Source organism: Pseudoalteromonas luteoviolacea, from assembly GCF_018100925.1.
Taxonomy (GTDB): domain Bacteria; phylum Pseudomonadota; class Gammaproteobacteria; order Enterobacterales; family Alteromonadaceae; genus Pseudoalteromonas; species Pseudoalteromonas obscura.
On the sequence record NZ_JAGJEH010000003.1, the window covers coordinates 366,573 to 380,580 of the forward strand.

The 14,008-nt window shown below is 44.2% G+C and carries 12 protein-coding genes; 10 read left to right on the forward strand and 2 right to left on the reverse strand.

The window, feature by feature from the left end:
- The first annotated feature begins 11 nt into the window (after positions 1-11).
- The 7 genes from dinG (at position 12) to J8M00_RS07665 (ending at position 5,848) form a co-directional block, all read left to right on the forward strand.
- The gene (gene dinG / locus J8M00_RS07635; RefSeq protein ID WP_211009701.1) at positions 12-2,081 is read left to right on the forward strand and encodes an ATP-dependent DNA helicase DinG; all 2,070 of its coding nucleotides are present in this window, start codon (positions 12-14) and stop codon (positions 2,079-2,081) included.
- 2 nt (positions 2,082-2,083) lie between these two features.
- Complete coding sequence (locus tag J8M00_RS07640) at positions 2,084-2,863, forward strand: sulfite exporter TauE/SafE family protein (protein ID WP_211009702.1); 780 nt, start codon at positions 2,084-2,086, stop codon at positions 2,861-2,863.
- Entirely contained in the window at positions 2,860-3,459 is a 600-nt protein-coding gene (locus tag J8M00_RS07645) for a primosomal replication protein (protein WP_023397005.1), read from the forward strand. Before J8M00_RS07640 ends, J8M00_RS07645 begins: the two co-directional genes overlap by 4 nt.
- A gap of 1 nt (position 3,460) precedes the next feature.
- Positions 3,461-4,372 (forward strand): histone deacetylase family protein, encoded by a 912-nt coding sequence (locus J8M00_RS07650; protein ID WP_211009703.1) that lies wholly within the window; start codon positions 3,461-3,463, stop codon positions 4,370-4,372.
- Between the two features lie 117 nt (positions 4,373-4,489).
- Entirely contained in the window at positions 4,490-4,762 is a 273-nt protein-coding gene (locus J8M00_RS07655) for a late competence development ComFB family protein (RefSeq protein ID WP_023397007.1), read from the forward strand.
- Positions 4,759-4,932, forward strand: coding sequence for a YbaM family protein (locus J8M00_RS07660; RefSeq protein WP_211009704.1), 174 nt, complete (start codon positions 4,759-4,761; stop codon positions 4,930-4,932). Before J8M00_RS07655 ends, J8M00_RS07660 begins: the two co-directional genes overlap by 4 nt.
- A 121-nt stretch (positions 4,933-5,053) precedes the next feature.
- Positions 5,054-5,848 carry an NPP1 family protein gene (locus J8M00_RS07665; protein ID WP_211009705.1) on the forward strand — a complete coding sequence of 265 codons (795 nt, stop codon included), beginning with the start codon at positions 5,054-5,056 and terminating at the stop codon, positions 5,846-5,848.
- A 39-nt stretch (positions 5,849-5,887) separates the two neighbouring features.
- Here the strand turns inward: J8M00_RS07665 and J8M00_RS07670 are convergent, their stop codons facing one another.
- Complete coding sequence (locus J8M00_RS07670; protein WP_211009706.1) at positions 5,888-6,346, reverse strand: hypothetical protein; 459 nt, start codon at positions 6,344-6,346, stop codon at positions 5,888-5,890.
- A 563-nt stretch (positions 6,347-6,909) separates the two neighbouring features.
- Here J8M00_RS07670 and J8M00_RS07675 point away from each other — a divergent pair.
- From J8M00_RS07675 to J8M00_RS07685, 3 genes are all read left to right on the forward strand, one after another.
- A complete protein-coding gene (locus tag J8M00_RS07675) occupies positions 6,910-10,032 on the forward strand; it encodes an efflux RND transporter permease subunit (RefSeq protein ID WP_211009707.1) in 3,123 nt (1,040 codons plus the stop codon).
- 10 nt (positions 10,033-10,042) lie between these two features.
- Complete coding sequence (locus J8M00_RS07680; RefSeq protein WP_247687278.1) at positions 10,043-11,128, forward strand: efflux RND transporter periplasmic adaptor subunit; 1,086 nt, start codon at positions 10,043-10,045, stop codon at positions 11,126-11,128.
- A gap of 183 nt (positions 11,129-11,311) precedes the next feature.
- A complete protein-coding gene (locus J8M00_RS07685) occupies positions 11,312-12,238 on the forward strand; it encodes a glycoside hydrolase family 16 protein (RefSeq protein ID WP_211009708.1) in 927 nt (308 codons plus the stop codon).
- Here the strand turns inward: J8M00_RS07685 and J8M00_RS07690 are convergent.
- The gene (locus J8M00_RS07690) at positions 12,235-13,869 is read right to left on the reverse strand and encodes a winged helix-turn-helix domain-containing protein (protein ID WP_211009709.1); all 1,635 of its coding nucleotides are present in this window, start codon (positions 13,867-13,869) and stop codon (positions 12,235-12,237) included. The genes J8M00_RS07685 and J8M00_RS07690 overlap by 4 nt on opposite strands.
- Positions 13,870-14,008: the final 139 nt, after the last annotated feature.

The following is a 14,008-nucleotide window of genomic DNA, read 5'->3' on the forward strand; positions in this document are numbered from 1 at the left end:
AGGCGATCCACATGTTGTCAGACTCATTAAAAAAAACCGTACGTCATGCCCATCAGAATATCGCCCAGCAATTGACGGACTACCGCCCGCGCAGTAGCCAAAACTACCTTGTCGCTGAAATCGCCAAAACTCTTGCAGGTGAGTACCACAAATCACAGCGTATATGTGTCATAGAAGCGGGTACGGGCACGGGAAAATCTCTCGCATACTGTCTCGGTGCGCTGCCTTTAGCGTTAGCAAAAAAGAAAAAGCTAGTCATATCTACCGCAACAGTTGCATTACAAGAGCAGCTAATCGAAAAAGAGCTGCCCTTTTTTAAAGAGCACAGTGGTATCGACTTTAAATTCGATTTAGTCAAAGGCCGTCAGCGTTATATCTGTGTGCAAAAGTTGATAGCAGCAGTGAACGAAGATGACACGCAAATGTCTTTGGTACCGACTACTTCTTCACCACTGACCGATATGGAGCAAAAACGCTTGCGCGAGCTGGCCAATGCATATCAAAACAAACAGTGGGCCGGAGACCGAGATAGCTGGGAAGACACTATTCCAGACAAAGTATGGAACCTGATTGCCTGCGACAAACACGCTTGTCAAAGGCAAATGAAATCACACCATTTATGCCCTTTTCATTTGGCACGACAAAAAATAGCGCAAATGGACGTACTGGTTATTAACCATGCTCTGCTATTAGCGGACCTTGAACTTGGCGGTGGTACAATTTTACCTGAACCGGAAGACACTTTTTACGTGATTGATGAAGCGCATCATCTGCCACATATCACCCGTGACTTTTCGTCAGCGGCTGCAACTATCAAAGGCACCATAGAGTGGCTTGAGAAGTTACTCAAGTTCAGTGGCAAAATGGCCAACACCATAGTGTCACAAAAAGCGATCGGTCAAAACTTCAAACTTAACGATGCAGTCAATGATGCTGGAAAATTTCTCAGAATTGTGCGTGATAGTTTGGATCAGGCTAATTTTGAATACAACGACAATGACACCTATCGATTTGTTCATGGCGACGTACCAGAGTCTTTAACAACACAAGCCAAAGATATCGCAGATGCGACGCTAGATGCGCTAAGGGCATTAAACAAAATGCATGATGCACTCACGACAGATGTATCCGATGGCGACGTGCAACCATTTTTAGCGGATCCGCTTTTAGTTGAAAGTGGGCTGTACATTAATCGACTAGAACAACTCAATAAGTTATGGTTTAGCTATGCCGCCAAGGGGGAAAGTACCCCGCATGCGCGCTGGATAAAAAGGATGGAATACAAAAACCATCACGACTACTTATTATGTGATTGCCCTATTGAAGTTGGGTTTTATTTAAAAGACAAACTTTGGCGAGAGTGCGCTGGTGCAGTGTTATGTTCAGCGACCTTAACCGCACTTGGCAGCTTTGATCACTTCTCCAAAGAAAGCGGTTTAGTTGGTGAAGATGGGGTCAAATTTATCAAAGCAGACTCTCCATTTGCGTACCAACAGCAAGCGACGTTACATCTACCCAAAACCACAGTCGAACCCACTGACAAAACATTTAGTGACTTTTTGGCCGAGGCCTTGCCTGAGTATTTGGATAAAAAGAAAGCAAATTTAGTGCTATTTGCCTCCTACTGGCAAATGGACCATGTTGTTTCTGCCCTACGTAAGCAAAAACTAAATATCTTAGTGCAGGGTGAAATGTCTCGAGAGGCCCTACTCAGCCGTCATAAAGCCGCCGTAGACTTAGGCGCTGGAAGTATCTTGTTTGGCACACAAAGCCTGTCGGAAGGTCTCGATCTGCCAGGAAAATACCTTGAAAATCTAATAATTACTAAAATACCATTTGCGGTGCCGACTTCACCAGTCGAAGAAGCACAAGCTGAATTTATTCAATCAAAGGGCGGAAATCCGTTTTTATCTATTACTGTACCGGATGCTGCAAAGAAATTAGTGCAAAGCTGTGGTAGACTTCTGCGCAAGGAAACTGATTCTGGTCGCATCACGATACTTGATAGGCGTCTCGTAACCAAACGTTACGGAAAAGCCATGCTAGACACGCTGCCACCCTTTGCTAGACAAATAGATTAATAATGCTTGAACTCGCTTTTGACCCGCTAACTTGGGCACTTTTATGTGCGGTTGCTTTGGCTGCTGGATTTATCGATGCTGTCGCCGGTGGCGGTGGCATGTTGACTGTACCTGCATTGTTAACAGCTGGGCTACCGCCTCATGTTACATTGGGAACTAATAAGTTAGCAGCCAGCTTTGGCTCACTGACAGCGAGCTTCACCTACTATAAAAAACAGCTATTTAACCCAAGATTTTGGGCAGCTTCCACACTCGCCACAGCCATCGGCGCAATCCTCGGCACGCTACTTGTGGACAAACTAAGTATCGAAGTACTTAATAAGCTACTGCCCATAATCATCATCGTGGTCGCACTCTACAGCTTATTTGGTAGCCTAAGTTCTACGGAATTAAACACACTACCCAAGAAGACCCCAGCTCTGAAAATTAAACAGTGGTTGCAAGGTCTGTCTCTTGGCTTTTTCGATGGCCTTGCAGGTCCGGGGACGGGCACTTTTTGGACCGCATCCAACAGCTTACTGTATAAAATGAGTTTGTTGCTAAATTGTGGCCTGGCGCGTTCAATGAACTTTGTGTCGAATTTTATTTCGCTCATCACGTTTGTTGCACTTGGCCATGTAAACTTTTTACTTGGCGTCACCATGGGGGCTTTTTTAATGCTTGGTGCATGGATAGGTGCTCATTCAGCAATAAAATTTGGCAGTAAGCTAATTAAACCTATCTTTAATACTGTGGTCATAGTCTTAGCTGGCAAGTTAATATTTGAGGCATATATGTCATGAGCCAGGCTTTTCTAAAGCTCAAAAGTAAACTTGAACAGCTTGCTACTCAGGCTCATCAGTTTGACAAAGCAAAATGGTTTGACAAAAACCGTTACATTCAAAATCAACCGAGTTTGTTTGATAGTCATTTATTCCACACCAAAAGCTTGCTACTCACCGATTATGTCGATGAAATACAACAGGCACTCAAACACTTACCGCCAGAGCAAAATCGTCATGCATACCAATTTGCGGTTGAACAAATTGGCGAGCAGATGCAGGCCATCATCAAGGTATTAAAATCGACTCCTGTATGGGCAAAAGAAAATAAGCTCAGTCAACCGAAAAAAGCCAAGGTTTACAAAAAAGCTGTACAACGGATCATGCAATCCTCCCACGAACTGTACCAAGAGCTATCTCAAAACCATGAGTTTGAACGTCGATTACAGGAAATGATAGATATTCGTCGTGCCCAGCTGGACGGTGCTAACGCAGAGCAAAATACCAAACTGAATGCGGAAATTTTAGCGTTGCACACGCGTTTAGGGCGTTGCCGTAAAGCAATATCAGCAACAGAAGAAAAAATCCAGCAATTAGAAAAGCAAGGCAATCGCTGACATGCTGTTTTACGACCCGATTTATAGTAGCTTAGAACTTCCATCTCGACATCGATTCCCTATCAGCAAATACCACAAACTCAAAACTCGCTTAGCTAATTCAGAGCTAGAGTCTCATATTAAACCTGTGCCCCAAAAAGCGTCCCATCAGCAGCTGAGCCGTTGCCATAGCCAAGATTATATCAAAGCATTTTGCCATGGCACGATGACTAGCGCCGAGATAAAACGTATGGGGTTTCCCTGGTCAAAACAACTCGTTGAACGCACCTTAACCTCTGTTGGGGCCAGCATCGCAGCTTCAAATCACGCACTAAAACATGGTTTTGCAGCCAATTTAGCCGGCGGTTATCATCACGCATTTGGTGACAGGGCCAGCGGGTTTTGTATTTTTAATGATTTAGCCATCGCCGCCTGTGAACTCCTTGAAACAGGCCTAGTCGACTCTGTGTTGATCCTAGATTGCGATGTGCACCAAGGCGATGGTACAGCGTCAATACTGCAATCACACGCCAATATTGTGACCTGTTCACTACACTGTGAACAAAACTTCCCAAGATTAAAAGAATCCTCCGACTATGACTTTGCGCTACCGTCAGGTACTCAAGATAGCGATTATTTAACCACACTCAAACAAGCAATGGACTTATGCGTGCGTATGCACCGGCCCGATATCATCTTATACAATGCCGGAGCGGATATATGCGACAAAGACGAACTCGGTCATTTCAATATTTCCTTGCAAGGCGTTTTCAACCGCGAGACGTTTATTTTAGACTATTGTTATGAGCACCAAATCCCGTTAATGTGCGCTCTTGGCGGCGGCTATCAACGCGATACAGATGCATTGGTCACCGTCCATCAACAACTTTTTAATGCTTTAACAGCATCCCCATATATATCAAGCCAAAATTGATGTCCTAAACATCGACTCTATTTAAGACAAATTTAACCGACTTGGTAAGTCGCGTACTCAACTTTTATGATATAGACTTTAAATGATACTAAGGGGGATCATGAGGGAGTTAACACTATGAAACTGCATGATGATTTGCATAATTATTATGAGAAAGTTATGCTCGAACAAATTGTGGAGCGCAAGCTACACGAAAAGTACGACGAAAACGTAATGGCTGACTTTTGTTGTACCGTCCTCAATCAGTTACCAGCTCGCTACATCCGTTACGATGTCGATATGGAATTTTACCTACCACAATCTGAACGACAGCAAATGGAAGAACGGGTCGAGGTCGCCATTGAAGTTGCCATAGAGCAAGTATCTAAAAAGAGACAATTTAAAGAATGAATAAGCCCACCACGGTTGAACAAGCACCGCAACATGTAAAACTCGCCGTTGACTTAATTATGTTATTAGAACAAAACCAGGTTCCTCCCCAACAAGTGCTTGATGCACTCGAGATTGTAAAACAAGACTATCTAAAAAAAGCACACGCTGAAATAGAACAAAAAAACTAAACTTAACATTTAATATACAATTCGTCATAATCACTGCCTAGTATTTAGTTTCGAAGCATTTTTCTTCATGTCATGCTTAATGACATAAGTAATCTTTTAATCTCTAAAAACAAGGAATATTATGACTAACAAGATTGCATCTAGCGCATTCGTTATAAGTTGTGCTGTATTCACCAGCAGCACAATGGCAAACAACTTTGCAGCCTTAGATCCTGCATTACCACCTAGCTATATTATCAATAACACCGAACCAGTATTTGATTTTGACACAGATGGCTGCTTGCCAAGTGCTGGCATTAGCCGAACTGGACAACAAAATTCAGGACTAAAAACATCTGGTGCTCTTGGCGGAAGTTGCCGTGATGGACAGTTTTTGTCGACTTCAAATACTGTACACAGGTATGCCTGCAAAGAGACTGAGATAGGTCGTTACTGCGCGCATTTCTATGCACTGTATTTTAAGAAAGACCAAATCATTCCCTATCTAGGTGGCGGGCACCGTCATGACTGGGAATATGCTGCCGTATGGACCCTTGATGGTATGGTCACTCATGGGAGTTATAGTGCACACGGTGACCTTTTCACCAAATCAAAAGATCAGCTACCTTTTGAAAACGGACACTTAAAAATCGTATATCACAAAGATGGGCTACTCACTCACGCATTGAGATTTGCAAAAAGTAATGAAATTGCCGAAAATGATTATGGTCGCTTTGTCACGCCTCCTATCATTAGTTGGTACCATATGCGCGGTGACGGGCTAACTAACCAAGCACTGCGTGATAAACTCAATCAATATGACTATGGATCCGCCACCTTACCAGTAAAAGACAGTCGATTTTTGAATAACATTAATCGCTTTAAGCCCAGTCAATTCCCGACCTTTTCAGCACAAGATGTGTTGTCAGCACAATAATTAATTGAGGGTGCCCACTCCACCCTCACTCAACAACCCTTAAGCACTGTGCAACAAACACTGTCCTTCTAGCATTAATTTATATTGGGCGAAAAACCGGCTATCCGACTCGGATTCTAATGGGCAAATAAAATACGCAATATCATCCCTAAACGGCTGGTTTTTGACATGCAAACCATCCTCCCAATACAACACCGCATGTTTTATCAATTCTTCAAGGTACGTATGATCCCATTGGTAATGCACAAAGCCATGATGATCAGATAGATAGGGTGAGTATTCCGGTTTATATGACACACTGGTCACACCGTTTTTATGATCCGCAAATGCTTTTGCATCTTGCTCAGCGGTGTGCGGATTGACAAAGTAAGCGACATCTCGACGTGGCGGTACTGCTTGAGGCAAACCAAATTTATCTCTAACCGCAGAGCACTCTACGACAACCCAAGATACAAAATGCGCCCCTATTTGATGATCCCATTTCAAGGCAACAAACATGACGATACTCCTTTTAACTGTATTAAAACATCAAGTGCTAGGCTGTTTGTCCTTAAACTTTTTCCTTTGAAAAGCAGTTATCTCGCATTAACCTAATCCGCATCCCAATGCGTTCAGTCATGCATGAATACACCTCAAAAGGCCGTCCCTAAACTTATGACGCGATTCTAATTCAGCGTCCAAAACATATACAGATAAACTTTGAAATATGGTGATATTCTTAACCTACATCAATCTCAAGTCAGTTTATAAGCTGCATACATTTTAAGTATGAATTTTTTTATACACTACGAATTTTCACTTCCTAAACACACATATTCAGTCCCACTAGGTATGACCTAAACTTCACCGATTTAGTAGTAAGCTCATAGTCTTCTTAAATTGCGTGTCAACGCAATACGTTTCAATCAATGAAAAATTGTTACAGCTTATTGCAAAATTGCAATCAAACGCGAGAAAAGTACCTTTTATCGTGTCATTTGTCAGCCGCTGATTTTTTGGTACTGGCAGTTTTTCCCTCAATCGTTACACTCCATCATGTACTGTTAAACTTGGATGTTGTGATGAATTTAACGCGCAGTTCCCTAAAAAACCCAGCCAGTGTGATAGTCATTCTGGCTTTAGTCATGGTGTTTGGATTGTTAAGTATATTTAAACTACCAATTCAACTTACACCAGATATCGAACAACCTCAAATCACCATTTTTTCTGGCTGGCGACAAGCTGCCCCTGAAGAAATAGAATCCGTCATTATTGAGCCGCTAGAAAACGCAGTAAAAAATACACCAGGAGCACTGGAAGTTGATACCGTAATCAATCGCGGAAACGGTTTTATTTCGCTCACTTTCGCCATTGGCACCGATATGCAACAGGCAATGTTGGATGTCTTAACTAACCTGAATCAAGCTCCTCCTCTGCCACTGGATGCATTAGATCCAGTTGTTTCGGCTGGCGGCGGCTTTGGTGGAGGCGGCGGAACTGCTGCAGCCACCTTGCTGGTTACACCGCTCGATGCTGGTGAACAAGGCTTAAGCTTTGATATGGCGCAATACCAAAAGCAAATAGACGAGATCATTGAACCTCGGCTATCGCAAATCCAAGGGGTATCTCGAGTTGATTTGGCCAGTGAGCGAGACCGTGAATTACGTGTAACATTTGACCCACACAAGGCGGCAGCGCTGGGGATCAGTATCAATCAAATTCGGCAAACGCTACGTGCCTCCCAAGACACATCTTCGGGGCTCGCCAATGTTGGCCGTAGACAGTACACAGTGCGTTTTACAGGGCAATATGACTTACAAGATATGCTGCAAATGCGCGTCGGATACTCCAATGATCGACCCATTTATTTAGGCGATATTGCCACCGTGAAAGAGACTTTCTCTGATCGGCTTGGTATGAGTGGTAGGAATGGACAGCCCGCTTACTATATCCGTATTTCACGCGTTAACGACGCCAATACCGTTGCACTGTTAGATGATATTAACCTCGCCATCAAAGAACTCAACGCGGGCCCGCTAAGCGAAGCAGGTTTAAGTATTGAGCTCAGCTTTGATGCGTCTGTACATATTCGAAACGCCCTACTGCTAGTGAAAAGCAACTTAGGTTTAGGTGTTCTACTATCTTGCATCATTTTATGGCTGTTCTTTCGCGGTGTTAAAACAACGATGGTCATTGCCGCAACGATACCCGTGTCTTTAATGGTCGCATTTTTGGCGCTCAATATATTTGATCGCAGTATCAATGTTATCTCTTTAGCAGGACTCGCGTTCGCTGTAGGGTTAGTCCTCGACGCAGCTATCATAGTGCAAGAAAATATAGCTCGGCTAAAATCGGAAGGCTTCGAAAATGGCAAGGCGGCTCTAAAGGGAGCGACTCAGGTAGCCGGCGCGCTCTTTGCTTCGACAGCGACCAGCGTAGCCATCTTTTTACCTATTTTATTTATGGCCGGAATTGAAGGCCAACTGTTTTCTGATTTAGCCCTAACCCTTTCAATTGCCGTTATTGCATCCCTTGTCAGCGCATTAACCATCATTCCAATCGCCAATCGTTACATACCTGATAGAAAAGCAAAACAAGACCCCTATCAAGCATACTGGCATAAGCTCACTAATTTTATTATGAAGTTAACCAACTCACGCGCGAAACAAACAGGCTGGATAGTGGGTCTATTGGGATGTTCCATGCTAATCACATTTACCATGTTACCAAAAACAGACTTCATGCCCCAAGCACCTACAGATGGCTTCTTCTTTTCGCTCGTTACACCACCAGGCGGAAACATAAACTATATGGAAGAAGAATTGCTAAAACGCGTTAAAGCTCGCCTAATGCCCCATTACACTGGGGAAAAACAGCCGGGCATAAAGGATTTCAATTTTTACTTATTTGGCACAAACGCTGGTGGGTTTATTTATTCCGCAGATCCTCAACGGGTTGAAGAGTTGATGAAAGTGACTCGCGAGGAAATTCTTGTCGACCTGCCCGATACACAGGTGTTCCTATTCCGCGGTTCTATGATTCAAGTGTCCAATGGGGGAGATGGCCGTAATATTGATATCGAAATCACCGGTCCAAATATGGATGATCTTATCACTGGTGCTAAAACGGCTTTATCTGCGGTCAAGGAGGCCATTCCACAGGCAACCGCACAACCACAACCACGCTTAGATATGGCTGAGCCTGAATTGAGATTGCACCCCAATGATCGTCGAATCACGCAAGCCGGACTCTCTCGTCAAGACGTCTCTCAGGCCATACAAGCATTTACTGGCGGACTATTCATCAACGAATACTTTAACGGAAATGACCGCATGAACGTTATTTTACGCGCTTCGAGCTGGGACTCGCCAGAAGCCTTAAAATCACTCCCTATCGTCACCCCAGACGCTGGTATTCAGACAGTTGGAGAGTTGGCGCATGTCGAACGTACTGTTGGTCCTAGCCAGCTGCGTCGTGTCAATGGTCGTAGAACGGTTAGCGTGGTCGTAACGCCACCAGCAGACATGTCTTTGGAGCAAGCGCAACAAATTTTAAGCACACAGGTGATCCCTAAAGTCAAAGAAGTACTGCCAGAAACCGCTGGTGTGATTCTTTCCGGCAATGCGCAAAAAATGAACTCTGCAATTCAAGAGATGGCCATTAACTTTGTGCTGGCTCTGTTTATTTTATTTTTGTTGATGAGTGCGCTGTTTAAATCGGCTAAAGATAGCTTATTGGTGCTCATGGTTATGCCATTGGCAGCGGCCGGTGGCGTAATAGCACTCTATATTCTCAACTTATTCACTTTTCAATCGCTCGACTTGCTGACCATGATCGGCTTTATCATCTTGCTTGGTTTGGTCGTGAATAATGCCATTTTGTTGGTCGATCAGACTCGCATCGCAGAAGCGGCGGGTATGCCTAGGCAAGATGCAGTGCGTCAAGCTGTCCTGTTGCGAGCAAGGCCGGTCTACTTGAGTACGTTAACCAGCCTGTTTGGTATGTTGCCACTGACGTTAGTACCAGGTGTAGGAGCAGAGATTTACCGCGGTCTAGCCACAGTGATAGTCGGCGGAATGGCGATAAGCGCCCTGTTCACACTGCTCCTCATGCCGAGCTTATTACAGCTAGGTAAAGGTAAATACTCTCGCCCAGAGCAAAATAGTGAACACAAACCCTCGCTCAATCTAGTGTCAAACCAATAAGGAAGTAACAATGCGTAAAACACCTTTCACCGTTAAATTTTTCTCATTGGCCTTGGCATGCAGCACATTCATGTATAGCTCAATCAGTACCGCCGCACTGCCAATTGCCGTGGAGTCCGTTACGCAAGCGCCATTGACTAGCTCTTTGGCAGTCAACGGTACCCTATATGGCAAGCAAGATGTCGTATTGACAGCCGGATTAGCCGGCAGGCTGCTGTTTGTTGCAGAGCCCGGTCAGCAGGTAAACGAAGGAGAAGTGCTGGTCCGTATGGATACTCTCCCTCTCGAGCTAGAACGAGCACGCCAGCAAGAAATGTTAAACCGTGCCAAAGTGAACCTCAGGTTTCACAAGCAGGAACTTAGCCGATTGAAAAAATTGGCGAAAACCAACAGTGCAGCGGCAACACAAGTTGATAGTGTTCAGAACCAACACGATTTAGCTTTGTCTGATATCGCGCTGGCAGAAATTGAATTGCGCGTAATAGCAGAGCAACTCACCAGAGCGACCATTCGTGCGCCATTTACAGGAGTCGTCAGCGAGCGTTTCAAGCGTGCAGGCAGAGAAGTGAGCCGCGCAAGTGAATTGCTCAATTTTGTTGATATCCATAATCTAGAAACCAGATTATATGTGCCAGTCAAATATCTACACTACTTAAAACCGGGTATCTCTTTACCCATACAAAGCGGTGATTTGGACAAGCCGACTATAAGCACAGCCACCATTACCAGCGTGATCCCAGCCACAGATCCTCGCTCTCAAACGGTGGAGGTGCGGGCTAAACTAATCGCAGACCAACATACCTTTGCGGTTGGGCAGTTGGTGGACGTCACGGTGCCGCTACAGTCGAAAAAACCAGTCATGTTAATTAACAGAGACGCTTTAATTATTCGCCAAACAGGGATCCATATAGTCAAAGTGTCACAAGATAATACCGTTCAGCAAATACCTGTCACCGTCGGAAAAGGCGAAGGTAAATTGGTCGAGATCATACCGTCAGATGATGAGCGCCAATTGCTTGTTGGTGATCGTATTGCGGTACGAGGCGCCGAGCGTCTAACCGATGGACAGGAGGTTGAGGTACAAGCTAGCAATTAAACAATCAAATACTAGCCCAATGAGTCTGCTTATGGATGAGTATGACTCATTTTTATATTGTTTATTATCAATAATTTAATATAATTTAACCAACAAAACCTCGATATTTCAGCAAGTTTAATTAGCACTTTTTAGCAACCTCAAACAAGCTACTCCTTGTCCCCAACAACGGAGTAATTACACATGCTGATAAATAAAATTCTAATAAAAACTCAAGCGTGCTTATTGGTAGCCGGCACAGTTGGTATCTGTGCAACCGCCAATGCCAAATCACCTCAAATCATGTTTGATGACTTTAGTTACAGCCAGTTTTCTGACGCAGAAAAAAATGGTTGGCAAATTAGAGATGAAGTCGGTCATCCTGGTATTAAAAATGCGACTTGGTGGCGAGAGGGTGTCACATTTCATCCCGACTCCATCAACCATAACAATACGGTGATGCGTATCACTGCAAAAACCGATGGCTCAGCTCAAAATACTCGCCATACCCAAGTGTGTCACAGCCGCAAATTCAAAGAAGGCACCTACGCTGCACGTGTTTATTTTAACGATGCACCACAATATGGCCCGGACGGTGACGCAGTAATACAAACATTTTATGCCATCAGCCCGCTCAAAGCGCCAATGGACAAAAACTACAGTGAAATGGATTTCGAGTATTTACCTAATGGTGGTTGGGGTACGGAGCGGCTCGCACTCTTTGCCACTTCTTGGGAAACTTTTCAGCTGACGCCGTGGACCAAAGTCAACGCATACGATTATCACATTGAGTCTCTGCAAGGTTGGAATACCCTTGTGCTCCAAGTTGCTGACAATACCCTTAAGTACTATGTAAACGGCTATCTATTTGCCCAACACGGTGCTGATGTCTACCCAGAGGTTCCTATGTCAATCAACTTTAATCAGTGGTTTGACCCAAATAAGCTGGTCCAGTCTACCGAAATGCGCCAATATTATCAGGATGTAGATTGGGTCTATTTCGTCAAAAATGAAGTCGTAGAACCTACCGCTGTTGTCAAAGCCGTTGAGCAATTAAGAAAGAGCAATGTAGCTCAACGAGACACAGTTCCTGACTGGAAGCCAAAACAACCTGACTACTGTAGTCTCTAATTCACTGTATGAATAGGCACTTGTGCGAACCATGCCTGCACCCGCGCGATAAGGTGAGGATTATCTGCAAGGTGTGCGATATCAAGGGCCTGTTGTGCCAAAGTACTAGCTCGTGTTTTATCCCCTAAATCACGGTGCATATCCGCCTGAGCAAGTAACACCCAAATTTGATTTGGGTGAGCGTTGCTTTCGTCAGCGACCTGCTTTGCTCTGGCAAAATAGTGCTTAGCTTCACTGATCTCCTGTTGCGCAATAGCGATTTTTGCCAACTCAATTAAGGCAGCTGTTTGTCCATATTGGCCATGAAAACTCTGATGATACTCAAGCGCAGCCAATAGCCAACGAGTCGCCTCGCTATAATGGCCTTGTAATCGCTTGATTTTTCCCAACTCTTCGTAAGAGTAGGCAATAAAAAGCTTGTCTTGGCTCGATTGTGCAAGCCCTTTCGCATTAGCAATATATCGCTCTGCCATATCTAACTCTTGCTCCCTGTCTTCACCTCTGGGCCAATGGATAAGCAGGTACCCAATCATCAAATTTGCCCGCAAGTGTTCTTTTTGGCCCATCGATAGGTCTTCCAGAGCTAAACTCCCTTGCAACAAAGCAATTGCCTGCTCTAATTGATACGTATTAGCTAAACTTCCTGCCAAATACCGCCTTGCTGCTAGCATGTTTGGCTCTTCAATTAATGCCCCACGAAACAGCGTGATAGCCGCATCAAAATTACGTTGCAAGTAAGCATTTACTCCTTTGGCAAAAGCTTGGTTGCTAAAGGCACTGTAGTAGCTTTGGTCACTCATTCTCTCGCGTTGACCAAACCTTTGTGCCAATACAGAAATAAGCTGATTGAATGCATCATCGACACTTTGCGAGAGAATCACCCCTTGCTCGGGGCCTTGTTGTGCGTGCAACGTGTAGTGTAATTGCAGATCTTGAGGGTAACCTGTCAGCCTTGTCTGCACTATCAATTGAGCGTCTAGTTTTTGTTGAAGTTTAAAGACAAATTGTGCGATAGATCGTCGCTCTTTTATCTTTCGCTGCTGGAGGTGCTCTATCGCGAGTAGCACATTATCCGTATTGCTCACGGGCAAATCGGTTTGTTTTGCAAGTGCATGCGTTAATTGATCCATCCCTTTAATAGGTACCCACTCATGCAGCTTATCTGGCATATGATTTTCGACAGGCAAAAAGGCTATGGTTGGCAATTGGGCGGTATTTTTTTTAACGAACACAATGTAGCTCAGCCCCAGTAGCAGGGTAACAGCCAAAAAGCCTAGTGCCAGAAATCTAGCTTCAAAGTAGCGTTTTGGTTGACCCGCCTTTTGCACCAACTCTATATCTGCTACCCAGCGGTAACCTTTTTTCGGAAACGTTTTTATCGTATTTGCCCCGAGCAAATCCCGGATCTCTTTGATAGATTGTACAAGTACTTGATCTTGTACAACTAGGTCACGCCATATTTGCTCAAGTAGCTCTTGCTTGGTCACAACTCGGTCTGAGTTTTCAACTAATAAGGTTAAAACTTGCAATGTCTTAGCACGTATATCAATGGGTTTTTGCTGTGTGTCCAATGTACAAACAACAACACCACGGACAAGATCGACTTCCTTGTTATCAACTTTAAAGCGCATCACTCACACCATTAAATAGGTTTCACAGCTGTGAATTATAACCATATGTTTTACATATAGTTTGCCTCAATGCCTTACTCCACTCAAGCTCCATAAGATAATCTTCAGAGGCAATTTAATTGATATACTTCAAGGTACT